Here is an 18863-nt window from a genome sequence, read left to right as displayed (position 1 = left end):
TCCCTACATAGGGACACATATACTAATAATAATGTTTCTTTAAGGGGGGAAGCCGTTGATTCCATTTACAAAAATGAATGGCGCAGGAAATGATTTTATCGTGCTTGATCATCGACACGAGAAATTTGCAGAAGGATCGTTGAAGGACATAGCAATATCAGTATGTAGAAGAAGATTTGGTTTGGGCGCAGATGGACTTCTTTTGATTGAACTTCCTAAAACAGATACGGATTTTACTATGCGGATTTTCAATGCCGATGGCAGTGAAGGTGAGATGTGTGGCAATGGTGCCCGATGCATCGCTAGATATGCTTATGAAAAGGGGATTGCAAAGGAACACATGGTTTTTGACACCTTGGCGGGAAAAGTAGAAGCCGCGGTAAAAGGAAGTGAAGTAGCAATCAAGTTAAATGATCCTTCTATTGTAGAAAAGAAGAAAAACATTTTTATCGATAAAGCCTTAACTTGTATATATATAGAGTTAGGGGATCCTGGGGTGCCCCATGTGGTTGTACCATTCAATGGTCTTACGGATACGCCATTGACAGAATTACTGGTTTTGGGAAGACAGCTTCGGTATCATCAAGGATTTCCTAAAGGCACCAATGTTAATTTTTATGAGAAATTAGAAGATGATCATGTGTTGGTAAGAACCTACGAAAGGGGTGTGGAAGATATCACAATGGCTTGCGGCACTGGGGCAGCCTCCGTGGCTATCGCTTTGGTCTTGGAAGGGATCATGAAAGGGCCCAAGATAAAAATATTAACGCTGGGAGGGGTACTTGAGATAACCATTGGGCAATTCGTTCCAAGGGTACAGCACATTTATTTAAAGGGGCACACTGCCTTTGTAGCAGAGGGTAAGATTTTGGATGAAGGCTTAAGGAAGATAGAAGAAAGGTGGTGATAGGTTCATTCAGCAAAATATAGTAAGGAGAAGGAGGGTATTTATGAAAAATGTGAAAATCAGGAGAATGGGCTTAGTACTTGTGATGGTCATGGCTGTTTTTGTGATGGCTATGGGAGGTATGATCTTTGCAGATGGTGGTGAGAGTGCTCCTGCACCAAGCTTTGGCATATTTTCTTTACTGCCTCCATTGATTGCAATTATATTATGTCTCGTTACAAAGGAAGTATTGCCATCGTTATTTATCGGAATTTGGGTGGCCGCTACCATGCTGACAGGAGGAAATCCAGTATCTGGTTTCGGAAAGACGGTAGAAATGCTATGGACCAATCTAGGGGACCCTTGGGGAGCCCGTATTGTACTGACAGGCTTGGCCATGGGAGGATTAGTAGGTATTATGTGGGTTGGCGGAGGTATCGATGCAGTGGTGCAATGGATTACCTCTAAGATTAAAAGCAGAAAGGGTGCATTACTGGCCACGGAGCTTGCAGGATTTATCGTTTTTTATGAGGATTATGTGAATACTTTGGTGGTGGGAACTGCCATGAGTCCTATTACAGCCGATTACAGAATTTCCAAAGAAAAGCTTTCCTATATTGTAGACGCCACAGCGGCTCCAATTGCGTGTATTGCTTTGGTATCTTCCTGGATTGCTTATATGACGGGCCAAATAGGGGCGCAATTTGATGCATTAGGAATCACCTATTCCACCTATGGCGCCTATGTAAAATCGATTCCCTATATTTTTTATAACATTGTTTCCCTTATCCTGCTTACCTATGTGATTTGGTCAGGGCGAGACTATGGACCGATGCTGGCAGCTGAAAGAAGAGCGATCTCTACAGGGAAAATCCTTCGAGATGGCGCTCAACCCCTAAGTGCCACAAAGATGGATGAAGAATTGACACCCTCAGATCAATGCCCAAGAAGGTTGGTAAATTTCTTCATTCCTATTGGTTCTTTGGTTTGCTTGATTCTTTTCCTCATGTTAAAGACAGGCGGCTGGCCTGAGGTATCGATTACGGCAGCCATAGCCGATGCAGGAACGTCTGTTGCTTTATGCTGGGGATCTTTTGGTGCATTGTTTATTACCATCGTACTCTATCGAATCCAGAACCTTGCATCTACCAGCAAGATATTTAAAGGCTGCATGGAGGGAATGCGCGCCATTGTCTATGGAACACTGATTTTGATTTTTGCATGGAGTATCGGGTCAGCCATTAAAGAAGTAGGCACAGCCAAATTTATCGTTAGTATTACCCAAGGGGTCATTTCTCCAGGGGTCATACCTCTGATTACATTTATCGTGGCCAGTATGATTTCTTTCTCCACGGGGACTACCTATGGAACCATTGCTGTGATGATGCCTATCGTATTACCCATGATTCACGAATCATCCATGGCAGCAGCCATTGATCCCATGACTTTCCTTTTTGCTACGATTGGTGCTGTATTCGGAGGCTCTGTTTTTGGAGACCATTGCAGTCCTATTTCAGATACAACCATCATGTCCTCCATGTTTACGGGGTCAGATCATATGGACCATGTAAACACCCAAATCCCCTATGCTTTAATGGGGGCTGCAGGCGCTGCTATGGGATACGTAGGCGTGGCTATGGGCTTACCTGTATTGGTAAATCTGATATTGGCAGCGGGTGTAACCCTCGTACTATTTAGGGTGATGTCAAAGCCTATTGAAATAGAGCTTGTACAACAGGAGGAGAAGGGATGAAATTAAAGCCAAAGCCGCTAAAGCCAGGGGATACCATTGGTATCATTGCCCCTAGTGGACCATCAACGAGAGAAAAATTGGATAAAGGCGTTCAAATTCTTGTTAACATGGGCTTTCGGGTTGTTTTAGGAGAGTCGGTATTTCATAAAAGAGGATACTTGGCTGGAGAAGATCATATTCGATTGAAGGATATCCACCAAATGTTTCGAGACAAAAACGTTCAAGGAATCGTTTGTATGCGGGGTGGGGATGGAGCGGGAAGGCTCTTGGATCGCATTGACTATGATACGATTGCAAAAAATCCAAAGGTGTTTGTGGGTTATAGTGATATTACGGCACTGCATATTGCCTTTTTACAAGAAGCAAAGCTGATAACCTTCCATGGGCCCATGGTGACCTCGGATATGATAGAAGAAAGCTTCGATGGATATAGCAAAGAAGCTTTTATAAAAGCTGTTTCTTGGGAAAAACCTTTGGGTGAATTGAAAAATCCTGATAGGGAAGAGATGAAAACCATGGTGGAAGGCCGTGCTTATGGAGAAATCGTTGGCGGAAATCTAGCTTTGATTTCTTCCACCATGGGAACCGCCTTTGAGCTGGATACAAGGGGAAAATTACTTTTTATCGAGGATATCCATGAAGGTGTTTACCGTATTGATCGGATGCTGAACCAGCTGTTATTGGCGGGCAAACTTCAGGAGGCATCAGGTATCATTATCGGAGAATTTATCGACTACGAACCAGAAAATCCAGAAGACAGTTTGACCCTGGAGAATGTCATCCATGATTTGATTGTACCCTTAAATAAACCCACTGTGATGGGTTGGAAATGTGGTCATGGAAAGCATAAGCTGACCATTCCCTTGGGGGTTAAAGGAGAGTTAAATGCTTTAGATAGACAAATTCGGATCGTAGAATCGGCAACGCAATAATGCCAAGGGGTATAGCCCCTTGGCATTATTATATATGCTCTAAACACTTCATGATTATTGCCGGTGTAACCGTCAGAGAGTACGGAAGATTTAGGCGTTCCGTGTATTTATGGGGATCTTTACCCAATGTGCCGATGTTCAAAACGGGAACATGGATCTGTTCCAATGTATCTATAGGCATGTCATAGGAGATTCCCCACAGGGGCATATTTGGTTTGAATTCGTGGACAATTGATTGGCCATTTTTAACGCCAAAGTAGCTGTTATCGGAGAGACCTGGGAAAAAGGCACAGGGCTCAAGGATTGTATCAAAGGCAGACTGGGCGTAGGCAATGAGCTCATCCACCATGGATAAAGCTGCTGCCTCATGATTGGTTGTGCCCTCATTAAAACAGCTGGGGTAATAGGGTGGCGCAAAAAGCAGTATTACCAAAGGTTTTTTCTCTGGATAATAGGCATAAACTGTATCTACGATCTTGATGGTTAACTCTCGATCATCTTTGATCCCGTTTTCTATCCATTGGGGAATTTGCTGATTTAGATATTGAATCAAACCATCGCCATGGGTTTCAAGGGCTTTCCGATAGACCTCATCATAGGTTTTTACCTCCACATCCCATGTAGGCACTTGAAGGGGATAATCGGATTTACGGAGATAAGCTGTTACTTGCTTTGTCCGCTCCTCAAGTACAGAAACTATGGCTTCTTCGGAAACCTTTTTGAGTTTATTGAGAATAACTTGGGGGGTGTCCCGTAAAATCATCCAATTATAATAAGCAACCGCAGCCCTTGGAATTTGAACGGAATACGAATCCTTTAAATCTTTTTGCTTAAGGCACGATGGGGGAGGGGTAACAAAGCGACCCCAAGATTCACAAAATTGTGGGTTTGCTTCGATACGACGGTTAATCTCTGAAAGAATCAGATTGGGATTTAGACCTGAATAGGGTTCGCCCACATGGGTTTCCTTGCCTGCACAGTAAATCATAGGCAGAAGCTTGCCAATGGAGCCTGTATAGAGATATTTTTTTGTATCTCCAGCGTACAAAGGAAAAAAAGGCTCTGTGTTAATCACCAAATGATAGTCTAAATCGTGAGTATCCCTTAAAGCCAAGAGCATTGAGGCCGAACCCAGCATACCCCGGGAGTTCCCTTCTTCATCAGGTACCGCCAACAATAGTAGATTGCAGTCTAATTTTTCGGGATGGGCAGCATAGTAGCGGAGAACCTCAATTTCTATGGCTAGCCCGCATTTCATATCCATGGTTCCCCTGCCGAAGAGCCAATCACCAGAGGTTAAATCATCCTGGACATCGAAGGGGAGGCTCAGTTGGTGGAATTCTTTGGCTAGGAATTCCGGATCGAAAGCATGATCCTTAAGATATCCGTATTCATCGACGGCAACCACATCAAAGTGGCTGAGTAAGATAACGGTTTTTTTCGTAGGGAGAGGGTTTTTCCATAGGGCAATGATAGAATACAGATCATGGTCAGGGATAGGGTGGAGCATGAGTTGATTGGGGTTATTATGGAAGTATGAAATCTCGTGTAATATACCATAAAGGACATGGGCCATATTTTTTTCATCCAGTGATTCGGTGATACTTGGACACTGAACAAGCTGAAGCAGGGTGTTGTAGATATTTGATTTCATAGGGTGACCTCCTAGCATTCTTTGCAGGAAATATTCGATATCTTCTATAGTATATCCTCCATTTTGCATAAAAAAGCATCTAACGATGCCTTCGCTAGGGGAACCTAGTTCCCCTTCGACGGCTGCTATGCAGCCTGAGCACCCCTCTGACTACGGCATGGGAATACTTCCCCTGCACCCCTGTCTTTTATTTAATAGGAAAGGAGAGCTTTCCTATTAAATAAAAGAACAAGGTGCTGCGGCAAAAACAGCACCTTGTTTCCCGTATAGAACTTTTATAGGACTTCAACATCGGCATTCAGTTTATAGATTACATCCTTCCGTTCGACGATGAGGGTAATCTTTTTTCTCAGCTCCTCATCTAACTGAATGTTATGGATCAATTCTTTGGTAGGGTTGATGGTAACAGGATGCCCGACCAGCTTTAACATGGCAAGATCCCCATTGGTATCACCATAAGAATAGCTTTTGGATAAATCAATTGCATATTTGTTAACAAACTCCATGATTGCTTTATGTTTGTTCTCAGAATCCCACATCTGGACGATTTCTCCAGTGTAATTATCTTGATCATCCAAGAGGTATTCTGTACCTCTAAAATCCGTAATTTCATATTTTTTTGCCATTTTTTCTACAAGGAATGAGGGACTCCCAGAGATGAAGATTGTCTTATGTCCATGGCATTTGTGCCAGGCAATTCGAGCACGGCTATAGCGATAGACTCTATCGCCCTTCAAATTGATTACCTGATCAGAAATGAAATCTATGTTGTGTCTATTTAAGCCCTTCATAGAATCAATGTAGATTTGGGCCAATTCTAAAAGATAATCATCATAGTTACCCTGTCGTCTATCCCAGTCTTCGTAGGTATGTTTTGCATGATGATGCCATAGGGATGCATCAATGACTTCATATTTAAGGAGCTTCTTGAAATGTTCAACCATGAGAGAATCACGATAAAGGGTTCCATCAATATCAAAAAAAGCAGCGACTGTACCCATAGACACCTCCTAAGAAAAATTGGTATTTATAGTATATTCTATCATATTCTAGATTGCCAACGAAGTGAATAAAAAATGTGTTGTTTTTAAAACAACAAAAGACAAAAACAAAATATTCTAAATTTTTTTGCTGTTTATTGCTTTTGTATGTTTTTTTGGGGTAAAATCTTAATAAGAAAATTTAGAGAGGGTGGGATGGGATATGTTGAGTTCAATCATTGTTGCAGGATTTATTACAATGATAATATTTGTTACCGTGGAAAACTTCCGTAGAGATATGACACTAAGGCATATCCTAACAGTCAACGAACGGCTCAAGGAGTATATATCTGGATGTGTAGGAGAATTATCGGGATTTGATGTGTTCATGGTAAAAAGCCTACGGGACAGAATTCGTGAGGATTTTATAAACCAAGAACAAATTGATCATTTTGAGTTATCTATGATTGACAGCAGAAGGTTGAAAATTGTCTATGAGATTGATGGAACAAGGGAAGAAGTTGAGGTATCCACGGCTTTAGGCAGAGTAGAAATTACAGAGATGACAATGCCTGAGGAAGTGGGCGAATTCGAATAAAGTCGATCCACCTCCATGGCGGAGGTTGATATAGATCATTATAGGAATGCACACAGATACGGATCTGTGTGCATTCTTATTCCCATAACAGTTGACAAGGCTTTCTATATAAAATATAGGAAGCCTTGTCTATGTTTGAGTGGTATGGGTTCGTAAGGGTATACAAATCATAAAATTTTTGCTAAATACTTACCCATGTTGGTAAGGGAAAGCTTTGAGTTTGTATATTGTACCAATTGTTCACTCTGTAAGTCACCAATCAGCTTTCGCAGCTTGCGGTCACCTCGTATGAGTTCGTCCAAAGATATGTTTGAACCATCTGTTTTATCATGGTCAGACTCTTTTTCATAGATCATTTTTAATACACTGATTTTATCCATTACCATAACCTTCCTTAGAACTGTACAATGAAATTTAGAGAGTAGGTTTACTATTATTGTATATGACTATGGTTTTTTTTCAATAAGGGAGCAGGTCAGAAAAATAAAATAGGATATTGTGCCTATAAAAGACCTATGCATATGTGACGCAATTATTTAATGCTGAATCAACCTTAAATGTTGATTCAAAGCTAGAACTCGATCCTGTTAGTCGTTAGCAGTTAGCGGTTAGCCATATTTAAGTCTATCTTTAGAGAATTTAATCTATTAGCGGATGGTGACATATTTCCACTTTCCTGATTGGAAACGAAAATATACAAGAGCCCATCGGACCAATTGATCGGCAAATACAGCCATCCAGGCACCAACGAGGCCATAGCCCATGATGCTGACCAATATGTAAGACAATACTACCCGGACACCCAAGACACCAATAAAGGTAGAAAACAAGGGGAATACCGTATCACCAGCACCACGTAGGCCGCCTGCCAGTATAAACTGAGAGGATTGAAAGGGTTGAACCAAAGCGATAACCTTCAAAGCCATAGAGGCACTTCGAATAATTTCTGGATTTTTTGTATACAAACCAACGATTTGAGGACCAAATACAAAGAAAATAAAGGCCATAAATGAAGAGATAATAGAACCCAGTTTTCTTGTTTCCCGTGCATATTCCTGGGCCTTATCTGGCTCTTTGGCGCCTAAGCTTCTACCCACAAGGGAGGAAGCTGCTATACCAAAAGCTTGGCCTGGTTGGAAAGAAAGACCCAAAATACTCAGGCATATTTGATGGGCTGCGAAAGTAACGGTTCCCAGGGCAGCGACCACTTTTACAAAAAGAAAAATACCTATTCTTAAGGCCAATTGTTCAATGGATGCAGGTACCCCAATTTTTATCAGATTGTATATGATATCCCGATTCAACCGGAAGGGGTTTGAGAGATTAATCTTAATGATACTCTTGCCTTTCAGAATATATCGGAGGAGGATAATGCTTGCCAGTACATGGGAAATGGCAGTAGAGATGGCTGCACCCGTTACACCTAACTGGGGAAAGCCAAATAACCCGTAGATAAGCAGGGCATTTCCAAAAACATTTAAAAGATTTACCCGAATATTCACTTTCATCGGAAGTTTTGTATCTCCCGCGCCACGAAGAGCAGCTGACAGAGCGAAGGTAAAACCTTGAAAAATGAATCCGATCATGATAATTCTAAAGTAACTTCTACCGATGGCCAGGGTATCGGCCTTAGCACCTACGAAAGCCATGATAGAGTCTGTAAAAATAATTGCGAATATGGAAAGGGGTAAAGCCAACAAAAGTTGATTTAGTAGAATAATATGCTTTACGGTATTCTCGACCCTTTCATGCTGCTTGGCGCCAAGATAACGGGCCACCATGGCTGTTCCCCCTACATTGAGGGCTTGAATGAGGGATAATCCGATGAAAACAGGCTGATTGGTGATTCCAACAGCAGCCACAGATGCAGCTGCTACAGCAGGATCATTCATTCTACCCAGCATCATCATATCGATCATTCCAAACAAGGAGCCCAATAACAGCTCAGTCAAAACAGGCCATGCGATGGTAATAACATCCTTACGCACAGCATTTGAAAACAGCAGCGCAAATAATCGTTCTTTCTTTTCTAGCATTTTGTACATAAAGAACATCCCTTTTCAAATAAGAATTATAGTGAGTATATGATGGATTATAAACATTTAGACTCTCTAAATATCATATCATACTCCAAGATGCTTTACTACAAAGCAGATAGAAATTTCTGGATAGATGTGTCTAGAATCATACCGTCCTTTCCATGAAGATTTCAGGATTTTTCAAGGATTGAAAGTCAAATTGTGCATATAGGCCATGGGCATCCTTCGTGCGCAGCAGCCACTTCCGTAAGGTGCACAAATCAGGGTGGTCTAAAATATATTGGATGAATGATTTGCCTAGACCATATCCTCGATAATTCTCATCGATATATACATCGCATAAATAGGCAAAGGTGGCTTGATCTGTTACAACCCGTGCAAAGCCAATCTGTTTTGAGTGGGAAAACACAGCAAAGCATAAGGAATTCTTCATGGAGCGTTCTATGGTCTCCTTGGTACGGGTAGAAGCCCAGTAAGAATTATTCAGCATGGTGCAGATGCTATCAAGATCTAGTTGTTTTGAATCACTGGTAAAGGTAAATTGATTAAGGTGAGGGCTCATATATACATCTCCTTTTTGGTTTTATTAAAGTAGTGTATTGGTTTTGGCATGATCCGGAGGTTGTTCCAGCAGGGTGATACATGGAAAGAATCCAAAGTGAGTATAGAACGATAATGCTGCATGATTGTCAGTTGAAACGCCTATGATGATCTTTTTCGGACTATGGGTTGTAAGCCAATTTAAGGATTGCTCCATAAGTTGCTTACCAATGCCGTGACTTCTGAAAGATTCAATAACAAAGAGGGAGTCTATTTCACCAATCCGATCTACTGATAAAGAGACTACACAATAGCCAATGTCTTCATTCGAAGCGGCATTCATGGCTAAAATAATATGCAGATCACCTTGCAGAGATTTTTTCAATAAATTTTCTTTTCTAGACTGAAAGCTCAGATTCCCGTATTTCCCTTTGAAATGAATAGAATGGGTTTTATGATAGCTGTTTAACTGCTCCCAAAGGGGAGAGATCCGATCTAACAAATCAATGCCACCTGAAACATATTGGATTTGCTTCATAAAAGTAAGTCCCCTTTACCTCCAAATTTTTATATAATGAATGGTAAAACTATGATACAGTTATAGTGTATAATGGAAAATCTCCTAAAAAAAGTGAACAATTTCACAACTGTACTGGTACAAAATGGGGTGGAAAAATGGCAAAATACCAAGAGATTAATGCATTTATCCATAAAGAAATTGAAAAGGGGAAGCTAAAGCCAGGAAACAAGCTTCCTTCAATTCGTGATGTTTGTAAAATGTTTCAGTGCAGCAAAGGGACTGTTATACGTGCCTATCATGAGATGGAGAGAAACCATCTGGTTTATTCCATACCACAAAGCGGTTATTATTTGCTTGAAAGTAAGGGAAAAGAAGAAGTGTCCCAAAGATATCATGAAATTGATTTTATATCGGCCTCCCCAGACACCAGGGCATTACCCTATCGGGAATTTCAACATTGTCTGAATCAAGCCATCGATTTACATAAGGAAACATTATTTTCATATAATCATCCCCAAGGTTTGAGCCCATTGGTTGAAATACTGAAGAAGCATCTCCAAGAAGAACAAATTTTTGCAGAATATGAAAACATCTTTATTACTTCCGGTGCCCAGCAGGCAATTAACATATTGGGAAGAATGCCCTTTCCCAATGGGAAAAGAAATATTTTGGTAGAGCAGCCAACCTATCAAGGCGCCTTAGAATCCTTTTTACAGCATGGACTTACTGTAATGGGAATACACAGAACTGTCAAAGGCCTTGATTTTGATGAACTGGAGCGCATCTTCCAAAATGGACAGGTGAAGTTCTTTTACACTATACCTAGATTCCATAATCCACTGGGTATTTCCTATAGTAATGGGGAGAAAAAACAGCTGGCAAAGCTGGCCGCAAAATATGATGTCTATATTATAGAGGATGATTATCTTAGTGATTTGGAGCTAGACGGGAAAGCGGACCCTATATATGCCTTTGATGTAACATCAAGAGTCATTTATCTTAAAAGCTTTTCAAAGGTTCTACTGCCTGGATTGAGGCTTTCGGCAGTCGTTCTTCCAAAACAATTGACAAAAGTCTTTGAGGAATATAAAAAATGGACAGATCTCAATACATCTATTCTGTCCCAGGGAGCCCTGGAGATTTATTTAAAAAGCGGAATGTTCTATAGCCATAGGAGAAAAATAAAGCAAATCTATCATGATAGGATGGAATATTTAAGAGGGCTTACTCAGGAATGGAATATACCCTATATTCGGTGGCATGTGCCAAATACAGGTTTTTTTGCTTACTTGGAGGTCCACAAACAGATCAATACTGAAACTGTACTTCAACAGCTTGCAGCAAAGGGAATTTGCCTATCAGACGTAAAGAAACATTATCTTCCCAGCTTTGCCCATGACCCAGGATTAAGAGTGAGCATCAGCCGAGTAGAAAAGGATCAGATCAAGAATGGATATTTTGAGATTATGGAAACCTTTAAAGGGTATAGCGATAGAATGAAAAATAGAGATGAGACATTCCATTTATAAAAAATTCATAGAATAGTATTAGACAATTAGAGAAAACATCCGTAATAATATATAGAAGATAAAGATTAAATAAGAAAGGTGAGGAAAATGATGATGACCACAGAACAAAAACTATTGTGCGCTATCGCTCACTTAGGGTGGATGGTGGCTTTACCTATATTGGCGCCATTGGTGATTTTGGTACTAACCAATGATAGCTTTGTAAAGAATCAAGCAAAGGAAGCTTTAATTTTCCAGATAGGTGTTGCAGTCTTGTCCTTTGCATTTGCTGTCTTATCCATCCTGCTGATTGGGATTCCTCTTTTGTTGGTACTCCTTGTAGGTGCATTGATATTCCCAATCATTGCTGTGGTGAAGTCCTGTGATGGGGTAGATTATTCTTATCCAGTGACAGGAAGTATCGCAAGAAAATTTTAAATAGTAATAGCCAAAGGGTAATTTCCCCTTTGGCTATTTTTTTAAACCCTTGAAGGCAACTAAAACCTGAGATCCTTCACTGTGGTTCAGGAGGAAGTTAAATGCTTCTTAATAATTTCTACAATCTTATCCTTTTCCCGTACAATATCCACTGCATCCACATCTATTTCAATCAAGGGTGACAAATCATATTTTTGGTGCCACTGGGTATATTTTTCATTCAGTCTTTCCCAGTATCTACGGGGTACAATGAGTTCATATTCACGGCCTCGGGTCTCGATATTCTTGATGGCCTGATTCACAGAACACTTTAAATAAATCATCAATCTTGGTGGACGGGCGTGTTCCAGCATGTTGTCTAACAATGTAACATAGGTGGTGAACTCTTCCTTGCTCATAAAACCATCTTCGTAAAGCATACTGGCGAAAATCCGATCCCCAAAGATGGAACGATCCAAAATACCGCCGTTGTTTTTATGGACTGCCTTAATCATCCGGAATCTTTCGTTAAGAAAATGAATTTGCATGGTAAAGGCCCAGCGGGTTTTATCTCGATAAAACTTATCCAAAAGGATTTCCGTATCTGGATTACACAGTTCATGGAAGGTTGGAATATTTAGTTCTTGTTCAAGAATTTCAGCCAAAGTCGTTTTGCCACAGCCTACAACACCATCAATACAAATCACTGGATTCATCCTCTCTCTCCTTCGATCATTCATGAATTATGTATCATTATATCAAATCATGGAATAGGATATCAATTCTTCCTTCCCATGAATTTATTTGCAATATGGGTAATATGTGGTAGAATTTGATTAAAAGTCTTAGGTTCAGGAAAACCTATTACAAAAGCTGAAAAAAGAAAAGGTGGAACGATATATGGTGGAAATCGGTAGATTTAATACATTAAAAGTGGCCAATGCCACAGCAATTGGCGTATATTTAGATGCTGGAACAGATGACCCGAAGGATAATATTTTGTTACCGAACAATCAACTTCCCGAGGAAGAGGTTAGAGAAGGTGATGAATTAGAGGTATTTATCTATAGGGATTCCAAGGACAGATTGATTGCTACGAGAAAGAAGCCCTTGGCTCAAGTGGGAGACTTGGCATATTTAAAGGTGGTGGAAACCTCTGAAATTGGCGCATTTTTAGATTGGGGCTTGGAAAAGGATTTGTTTTTACCCTTTGGAGAACAAAAGTATAAGGTGCAAGAGGGCAGGAGTTATCTTGTACGATTATATATTGATAAAAGCGGGCGCATTAGCTCTACCACAGATGTTGAAAAATATTTAACCACAGATAGTCCCTACAAGAATGGAGATCAGGTCACAGGAACAGTTTATCAGGTGAAAAAGGACATGGGAGCTTTTGTAGCGGTGGATAATCAGTATGTGGGACTAATACCCAAGAACGAATATTTCCATGACATTAGAAACGGTGATGTGGTTGAGGCTAGGGTAGTGGAAGCAAGGGAAGATGGCAAATTGACCCTTTCACCACGAAAAGCAGCCTATAAGCAAATGAAGACAGATGCAGATACTTTGTTGGAAACGCTGGAAAAAAAGAATGGTTTTATTCCTTTAAATGACAACAGCAGCCCCGAACAGATCAAGTATCATTTAAACATGAGCAAAGCAGCCTTTAAGCGAGCGATAGGTGCTTTGTTAAAGCAAGGTAAGGTAGAGCAAACAGAAGATGGATTGCGATTGAAATAGGGTGCCCACAGGGCACCCTATTTCAATGTTTTATTACTTTGTGTTAGAATGAGAGTATTCATTATAATATTTGGAGGCATAGGCATGGGGAAGATTAAGATACTGCATTGTGCAGATTTTCATTTTGATACGCCTTTTCGTGAACTGGCAGGTGCAGGGGCTGAGAAACGTAAGGAAGATCTAAGGGAAACCTTTGGCAGGGTTATTCAGATAGCGAAGGAAGAAGCAGTAGATGTGATGCTGATCAGTGGAGATTTTTTTGATAACGAGCGAGTCATGAAAACTACCTTAGATCATATCATAAAAAAGTTTGAAGAAATTTCTAACATCCGGATATTTATTTCGCCCGGTAATCATGATCCTTATACCCCAAAATCCTACTATCATCTTGTACAGTGGCCGGAAAATGTTCATATCTTTGATTCACACGCGACAGGTATTGCCATTCCAGATTTAAACCTATGGGTCTATGGGGCGGGTTTCTCTAAATCCCATGAAAAACAGGCCTTGCTCCAAGGATTTCAGGTAGAGGACAGAACCATGATGAATATCATGGTACTCCATGGAGAAGTAGTCTCTGAAGGTCAGGGAAGTGATTATAATCCCATAACGCAAAAGAGCATCAGTGAAAGTGGATTAGATTATTTGGCTTTAGGCCATAAGCATAGTTTTTCTGGAATCATGAAGGCTGGGGGAACCTTCTGGGCCTATAGCGGCAATCCAGAAGGTCGTGGATTTGACGAGACAGGCAGTAAGGGTGTACTCTTGGGAACATTGGAAAAGGGGCGTTGTGACCTGCATTTTCAAGAGATCTGCAAGCGTAGGTATATGACTGTCAAGGTAGATATAGAAGGATTAGCTACCTACGAGGAAATCGCAGAGAAGATAAAAGAACAGGTTATTGATCCAGAGCGGGCTCAGAATCTATATAAAATTATACTGACTGGGGAGATCAAAGAGGATTTTACCATCCATACGGAGGTCTTGAGAGAAAAGTTGTCATCCACATTTTACAGTGTGAAGCTTGTGGATGAAACAAGTCCTTGGTTAGACTATGAAGGATTAGCCAATGAATTCTCCCTACGGGGCATTTTTATTCGAAATATGCTAGAGAAGTTGGAAGCGACGCCTGATGAAGAAGGGAAGAAACAAATAAGGCGTGCTTTAAAGCTAGGTATCCAAGCATTAGGCACAGGTGAGGTGATCATAGAATGAAGATAAAGGGTATGCGAATTGGGCGTTTCGGTAAACTGAAGGATCTAGAGATACAACTGGCTGACGGATTAAATATTATCTATGGGGAGAATGAGGCAGGAAAAACGACACTTCAAACCTTTATGAAGGCGATGTTTTACGGGTTAGGTTCAATGAAGAAGGAGATTAGGGACAATGAGCGAAAACGGTTCTTACCTTGGAGTGGAGATGATGCAGCCGGTGAATTACTTTTCCAAGATGATTCTGGAAAGGAGTTTCTTATTAAAAGAAGCTTTGGAGAAAAGAGAAAAAAGGACGATACCCTTATTTTAGACCCAGTTTCAGGAGCTGAAATCGGCTTTGTTGATAGAAATCAACCAGGTCAGTCCTTTTTTGGCATGGGAGAAGAGGCCTTTGAAAAGACAGTGTTTATTAAGCAGCTCCATAGTCAGGTAGAACGGGATCGAGAGGACGAGATCATGAAGCGGCTGACCAACCTTCATCAGACGGGAGATGAGGATACCTCCTATCATAAGGCAATGGGTGCTTTACAGCTAGCACGTAAGGGTTTAATCGGCCAGCGGAAAATGGGTAAGCTGGATGAGCTGAAGGCAGCCCAGGAGAGATTGAAGGACGACTTGAAGGTCGCCAAGGATCTTCAAGAAGAGAACATTTGCGATCAGATGACTATGAATCAGATACAAGAACAAAAGATAATCCTCCATCATGAGATCATGAACTTAGAAAAGAAGAAAAAAGAAATTCGACAGTTAGAGCAGAAACAAGAGTATCTAGAACTATGTAACTATGCAGACCGTATAAAAGCTTTGACCCTTGCTTGGGAGGAAAAACAAAGAGCCATGAAAATAGGAGATCGGGAAATGGATGAATCTCATATCCTTGATCTACGAGATCAGCTTAGACAATGGAAGGAATTGAAGCGGCAACGCGTAGAGTCTACAGAACTAACAAGGCTGATAAAGGCTGAGTATGAAGAAAAAATGGCTTATTTACAGCATTTCAAAAACCATGATCATATAGAAGATATAGAATTAAAACTGACAAGGATGATGCAAGAACAGGAACATTTAGAAGACCGTTTAAGGACATGGAATAGGACGATAGACGAGATTCATGACTTAGAAAATCAATTGGAGAATGAGCGGAATAATCTTGGTATTTTAAGGAAATTCGAGGATGTAACACCTGATATAGAGTTAAGCATATATCATAAGGAAGAGCAGCTGAAGGAATTGAAAGAAAAATTATCAGGAGATCAACGGAGAGATCACCTCCAATTAAAAAGAGAAATATTAAGCAGTCAAAGAAAGAACAGCATACTTCTACTGGCAGTCGGTATTCTTGCTTTGGTCATAGGTATTGCAGGGGGAGTAGGATTGACGCCTTCATTTTATGTGGCTGGCGTGATCGGTGTGTTATTAAGCATTTATGGGGTATCTTCTAAAAAGAAGAGTGAAAAAGAACTTTCGGCGATAGAGGAAGAAATCTCTGCCATAGGGGATAGTCAGAGTATAGAGAAGGCAATGGAGGATATACGCAAAGAACTGGGTGAAATCTACTATCAGCTGGGGGTTATGGGTTTACAGGAATTCCGTACCTATATGTCGAGATACAATGAAAAGAAGAATCAAATGGAAGGACTTCGAATTCGTATTGAAGACCGGCAGGAAAACATGAATGGGGAGAAGGCCCAGGAGCTAAGAGAAAAATTAAAGATTTTGAAGGCCAGTATTCAAAGAATTTTTGCCCAATGGGATTGTGATAGCCTAGAAACTTTTCAGGATAGTTTTAAAAATTATAAACAAATTCTTTCTGAAAAGGATAGGGTGGAAAAAGAGCTCAAGGATCTTGGTGAAAAAATTGGTCAGCTAGATGTCCAGAGAGAAGAGCTTGGGAAGGGATTAAGGCAACAATTAAATCTCATGACGTTGGATGAAACGGCGGTGGAAAACAGCATCGCCAGATTGGCAGAAGGGTTAAAAGAAATCAGTGATATAGAAAGAGACAAAGATTCCTTGGAAAATACTTTCAATAGCCTGTTAAAAGGAAGAGTTTTTGAGACCATCCAGGATGAAGTGAGGACTTTTGAAGAAATTTCTGCAGCAGAGGAGCTGGAAAGCCAAGAATTGCTGGAAAAAAAGTTAAAAGAACAGCATCAACAGCTGATTGAACTGGAAAAGCAGATAAAAGATATTGGATATCGCATACAGCAGCGATTTGCTCAAAGCCGTAGTGTGTCAGTGATCGAAGAGGAAATAGGTATTGTAGAGACACAAATATTGGAGCTAGAAGAGGCGGCTGCAGCCATCGACTGCAGCATGGAGGTGCTGGAAGACTCTTTTCATGAGATTCAACGAAGCTTTGGACCAAGGCTAAACAAATCAGTAGGTGAAATTCTGGGAAAAATCACCCGGGGAAAATATGAAGATCTTATGATTTCGGAAGGATATCATGTAAAAGTGATAGATCCTGTGGAGGATAAGATCAAAGAGATTGATTATTTTAGCAATGGCACCTGGGATCAGATTTATTTTGCCATGAGGATGGGGATTACACAGTTGATTTTTGATGGTTCATCCATACCTGTTATCATGGATGATGCCTTTGTGCAGTATGATGAGGGGAGACTGGAAGCGGTTTTGAACTATCTATATGAGTATGCCAAAACCCATCAAGTGATTTTATTCACATGCCAAAAACGAGAACTTGATTTGCTAAGAAACTATGAGAATGTTAACTATATCTATTTGAAATCAGGAGGACATCTATGTTAAAGGCCCATAGGCCAATCCGTATCATGCTGGATATGGATGGTGTATTATCAGATTTTACAAAGTTCTATCTAACTGCTGCCCATAAAAAATATGGAACACCTCTGGTGCCAGTGGTTACCCATTGGAACTATTCAGAAGCGGGTATTGGTCTTTCCCATGAAATGTCCATGGAGGTATGGAAAACCATTTTGGGTATAGAAAATATGTGGGAAAGCTTGGAGCCGATCATTACCCATGAGGAAAGAGAAATATTACAAGACATGATTCAAGATCCCGCATATGAGTTCTATGCAGTTACAGCGAGACCCCAAACACCCGGGAGATCGGTGATGCTGCAATGCTATCATTGGCTTGAGCAATATATAGGGAAAGGGATCAGCGTTATTCCAAGAAGGGATAAGGTGAAAGCCTGCAAGGGCTTGGATATTGACTATGCCATCGATGATTCACCAGTTTTTGTAAAGGAGCTAATGGAAGGGGAAGTAAATGTATACCTGCGGGATCAACCCTATAACCAAGAGGTAGAAGGTGTTCCCCGTATGTATTCGCTGAAGACGTTTTTGGAATTGATTCAAGAAGAAAGAAAGCTGGCAGCGGAACAGGAGATTGAATAATGGGTGAGAAATTGTGCACTAATGTGCACAGGTTAAGGTTAAGGCTGAGGTTAAGAAAAAGACTCTCAGAGCCGTACTGAAGAAAGCATTCAACCTTAACCTTAGCCTCAACCTTGCGTAGCGTTGCTACGCATTTTTATTTGTCACAGGAGTGTAGAAAATTAATATAATACTAATAAGAGGGAGGGAGTATATTGTCTAATTCAGAGGGTTTTAAAATCGATATTTTATGGATTATTCTACTTGCTTTGGTTTTTATTTTTGGAACTGGTCGGGGAACACCAGGATCAGGGGCTCCCATCATCATACCAGGATAAATACTTCAAGAATGATTAAGGAGGCGTTTTTGTGTTTTCACCTGATCAGTTGGATATGCTGATGAAGGAAGCCATGGCGGAGTTGGGAAAGCATGATTTGAAAAATCAAGGCAAAATAGGCAGGAAGAGTAACCTTGTGGGCGTGAATGGACGGTTGACCACTGCCCAGGCGTTAGTAATCTTGGGCATTTTGTCTGGGTCTTTAAGTGTATTTTCTGTATTGGTCGATGCAGACCAAGTGGTAAGCATCGTGTTGCAGGGATCTCTAAAGAAAGAGGAAAAAAATGAAGTGGACAATATTTTGGCGCAAATCGGACATCTACCCTTTGATGATGTGGTAAAAGCCATGATGAAAAGAATAAAGTAATCATTTACA

The 18863-nt window shown here is 40.6% G+C and carries 19 protein-coding genes; 12 read left to right on the top strand and 7 right to left on the bottom strand.

The features are described 5' to 3' along the window. Positions 1 to 55 precede the first annotated feature (55 nt). Genes dapF through K0R93_RS00650 form a run of 3 tightly spaced genes read left to right on the top strand, consistent with a single transcriptional unit; the run spans position 56 to position 3571 of the window. Complete coding sequence (gene dapF / locus K0R93_RS00660) at positions 56 to 907, top strand: diaminopimelate epimerase (protein ID WP_300296001.1); 852 nt, start codon at positions 56 to 58, stop codon at positions 905 to 907. Positions 908 to 950: 43 nt separating this feature from the next. Further along, positions 951 to 2639, top strand: coding sequence for a Na+/H+ antiporter NhaC family protein (locus K0R93_RS00655; RefSeq protein ID WP_300295998.1), 1689 nt, complete (start codon positions 951 to 953; stop codon positions 2637 to 2639). After that, positions 2636 to 3571, top strand: a complete 936-nt coding sequence (locus K0R93_RS00650) for a S66 peptidase family protein (RefSeq protein ID WP_300295995.1) — start codon at positions 2636 to 2638, stop codon at positions 3569 to 3571. The genes K0R93_RS00655 and K0R93_RS00650 overlap by 4 nt, the downstream gene beginning before the upstream one ends. 28 nt (positions 3572 to 3599) lie before the next feature. Here K0R93_RS00650 and K0R93_RS00645 read toward each other — a convergent pair whose 3' ends face one another. Together K0R93_RS00645 and K0R93_RS00640 are read right to left on the bottom strand one after the other, a co-directional pair. Further along, the gene (locus K0R93_RS00645) at positions 3600 to 5225 is read right to left on the bottom strand and encodes a M20/M25/M40 family metallo-hydrolase (protein WP_300295993.1); all 1626 of its coding nucleotides are present in this window, start codon (positions 5223 to 5225) and stop codon (positions 3600 to 3602) included. Between the two features lie 275 nt (positions 5226 to 5500). Next, positions 5501 to 6226 carry an HAD-IB family hydrolase gene (locus K0R93_RS00640; RefSeq protein ID WP_300295990.1) on the bottom strand — a complete coding sequence of 242 codons (726 nt, stop codon included), beginning with the start codon at positions 6224 to 6226 and terminating at the stop codon, positions 5501 to 5503. A gap of 202 nt (positions 6227 to 6428) precedes the next feature. On the opposite strand from K0R93_RS00640, the gene K0R93_RS00635 reads away from it, so the two are divergent. Next, complete coding sequence (locus K0R93_RS00635; RefSeq protein ID WP_300295988.1) at positions 6429 to 6803, top strand: hypothetical protein; 375 nt, start codon at positions 6429 to 6431, stop codon at positions 6801 to 6803. Between the two features lie 167 nt (positions 6804 to 6970). On the opposite strand, the gene K0R93_RS00630 is transcribed toward K0R93_RS00635, so the two are convergent. From K0R93_RS00630 to K0R93_RS00615, 4 genes are all read right to left on the bottom strand, one after another. Next, entirely contained in the window at positions 6971 to 7183 is a 213-nt protein-coding gene (locus K0R93_RS00630) for a hypothetical protein (protein WP_300295985.1), read from the bottom strand. 267 nt (positions 7184 to 7450) lie between these two features. Next, positions 7451 to 8848, bottom strand: coding sequence for an MATE family efflux transporter (locus K0R93_RS00625; protein ID WP_300295982.1), 1398 nt, complete (start codon positions 8846 to 8848; stop codon positions 7451 to 7453). Positions 8849 to 8987: 139 nt separating this feature from the next. Then, positions 8988 to 9404: a GNAT family N-acetyltransferase gene (locus tag K0R93_RS00620; protein WP_300295979.1), complete on the bottom strand. Its 417-nt coding sequence runs from the start codon at positions 9402 to 9404 to the stop codon at positions 8988 to 8990. A gap of 24 nt (positions 9405 to 9428) precedes the next feature. Beyond that, a complete protein-coding gene (locus K0R93_RS00615) occupies positions 9429 to 9920 on the bottom strand; it encodes a GNAT family N-acetyltransferase (protein ID WP_300295976.1) in 492 nt (163 codons plus the stop codon). 137 nt (positions 9921 to 10057) lie between these two features. Here K0R93_RS00615 and K0R93_RS00610 point away from each other — a divergent pair, with 137 nt between their 5' ends. Next, a complete protein-coding gene (locus K0R93_RS00610) occupies positions 10058 to 11431 on the top strand; it encodes an aminotransferase-like domain-containing protein (RefSeq protein ID WP_300295973.1) in 1374 nt (457 codons plus the stop codon). Between the two features lie 90 nt (positions 11432 to 11521). Continuing rightward, positions 11522 to 11848, top strand: a complete 327-nt coding sequence (locus K0R93_RS00605) for a DUF4870 domain-containing protein (RefSeq protein ID WP_300295970.1) — start codon at positions 11522 to 11524, stop codon at positions 11846 to 11848. Between the two features lie 86 nt (positions 11849 to 11934). Here K0R93_RS00605 and K0R93_RS00600 read toward each other — a convergent pair whose 3' ends face one another. Continuing rightward, on the bottom strand, positions 11935 to 12543 hold the full coding sequence (locus K0R93_RS00600; RefSeq protein ID WP_300295967.1) for a deoxynucleoside kinase: 609 nt from the start codon (positions 12541 to 12543) through the stop codon (positions 11935 to 11937). A gap of 184 nt (positions 12544 to 12727) precedes the next feature. Here K0R93_RS00600 and K0R93_RS00595 point away from each other — a divergent pair, with 184 nt between their 5' ends. The 6 genes from K0R93_RS00595 (at position 12728) to K0R93_RS00570 (ending at position 18854) form a co-directional block, all read left to right on the top strand. Then, positions 12728 to 13567 (top strand): CvfB family protein, encoded by an 840-nt coding sequence (locus K0R93_RS00595; protein ID WP_300295964.1) that lies wholly within the window; start codon positions 12728 to 12730, stop codon positions 13565 to 13567. 84 nt (positions 13568 to 13651) lie between these two features. Next, positions 13652 to 14782, top strand: a complete 1131-nt coding sequence (locus K0R93_RS00590) for a metallophosphoesterase family protein (RefSeq protein ID WP_300295961.1) — start codon at positions 13652 to 13654, stop codon at positions 14780 to 14782. Next, positions 14779 to 17556 (top strand): ATP-binding protein, encoded by a 2778-nt coding sequence (locus K0R93_RS00585; RefSeq protein WP_300295958.1) that lies wholly within the window; start codon positions 14779 to 14781, stop codon positions 17554 to 17556. Before K0R93_RS00590 ends, K0R93_RS00585 begins: the two co-directional genes overlap by 4 nt. After that, positions 17550 to 18170 (top strand): 5' nucleotidase, NT5C type, encoded by a 621-nt coding sequence (locus K0R93_RS00580; protein ID WP_300295956.1) that lies wholly within the window; start codon positions 17550 to 17552, stop codon positions 18168 to 18170. The genes K0R93_RS00585 and K0R93_RS00580 overlap by 7 nt, the downstream gene beginning before the upstream one ends. Positions 18171 to 18364: 194 nt before the next feature. Beyond that, on the top strand, positions 18365 to 18487 hold the full coding sequence (locus K0R93_RS00575; protein WP_300295953.1) for a hypothetical protein: 123 nt from the start codon (positions 18365 to 18367) through the stop codon (positions 18485 to 18487). 31 nt (positions 18488 to 18518) lie between these two features. Beyond that, positions 18519 to 18854, top strand: a complete 336-nt coding sequence (locus tag K0R93_RS00570; RefSeq protein WP_300295949.1) for a hypothetical protein — start codon at positions 18519 to 18521, stop codon at positions 18852 to 18854. The last annotated feature ends 9 nt before the right edge of the window (positions 18855 to 18863 follow it).

The organism is Anaerosolibacter sp., from assembly GCF_029240175.1.
GTDB lineage: Bacteria > Bacillota > Clostridia > Peptostreptococcales > Thermotaleaceae > Anaerosolibacter.
Note: the sequence above shows the minus strand (reverse complement) of the source record. Positions and strands in the feature narration are given on the sequence as shown.

Excerpts from the sequence above, each read along its gene's own strand:
- K0R93_RS00655 (WP_300295998.1), top strand. The coding sequence starts at position 951 with ATGAAAAATGTGAAAATCAGGAGAATGGGCTTAGTACTTGTGATGGTC.
- K0R93_RS00650 (WP_300295995.1), top strand. The coding sequence starts at position 2,636 with ATGAAATTAAAGCCAAAGCCGCTAAAGCCAGGGGATACCATTGGTATC.
- K0R93_RS00645 (WP_300295993.1), bottom strand. The coding sequence starts at position 5,225 with ATGAAATCAAATATCTACAACACCCTGCTTCAGCTTGTTCAGTGTCCA.
- K0R93_RS00640 (WP_300295990.1), bottom strand. The coding sequence starts at position 6,226 with ATGGGTACAGTCGCTGCTTTTTTTGATATTGATGGAACCCTTTATCGT.
- K0R93_RS00635 (WP_300295988.1), top strand. The coding sequence starts at position 6,429 with ATGTTGAGTTCAATCATTGTTGCAGGATTTATTACAATGATAATATTT.
- K0R93_RS00630 (WP_300295985.1), bottom strand. The coding sequence starts at position 7,183 with ATGGATAAAATCAGTGTATTAAAAATGATCTATGAAAAAGAGTCTGAC.
- K0R93_RS00625 (WP_300295982.1), bottom strand. The coding sequence starts at position 8,848 with ATGTACAAAATGCTAGAAAAGAAAGAACGATTATTTGCGCTGCTGTTT.
- K0R93_RS00620 (WP_300295979.1), bottom strand. The coding sequence starts at position 9,404 with ATGAGCCCTCACCTTAATCAATTTACCTTTACCAGTGATTCAAAACAA.
- K0R93_RS00615 (WP_300295976.1), bottom strand. The coding sequence starts at position 9,920 with ATGAAGCAAATCCAATATGTTTCAGGTGGCATTGATTTGTTAGATCGG.
- K0R93_RS00610 (WP_300295973.1), top strand. The coding sequence starts at position 10,058 with ATGGCAAAATACCAAGAGATTAATGCATTTATCCATAAAGAAATTGAA.
- K0R93_RS00605 (WP_300295970.1), top strand. The coding sequence starts at position 11,522 with ATGATGACCACAGAACAAAAACTATTGTGCGCTATCGCTCACTTAGGG.
- K0R93_RS00600 (WP_300295967.1), bottom strand. The coding sequence starts at position 12,543 with ATGAATCCAGTGATTTGTATTGATGGTGTTGTAGGCTGTGGCAAAACG.
- K0R93_RS00595 (WP_300295964.1), top strand. The coding sequence starts at position 12,728 with ATGGTGGAAATCGGTAGATTTAATACATTAAAAGTGGCCAATGCCACA.
- K0R93_RS00590 (WP_300295961.1), top strand. The coding sequence starts at position 13,652 with ATGGGGAAGATTAAGATACTGCATTGTGCAGATTTTCATTTTGATACG.
- K0R93_RS00585 (WP_300295958.1), top strand. The coding sequence starts at position 14,779 with ATGAAGATAAAGGGTATGCGAATTGGGCGTTTCGGTAAACTGAAGGAT.
- K0R93_RS00580 (WP_300295956.1), top strand. The coding sequence starts at position 17,550 with ATGTTAAAGGCCCATAGGCCAATCCGTATCATGCTGGATATGGATGGT.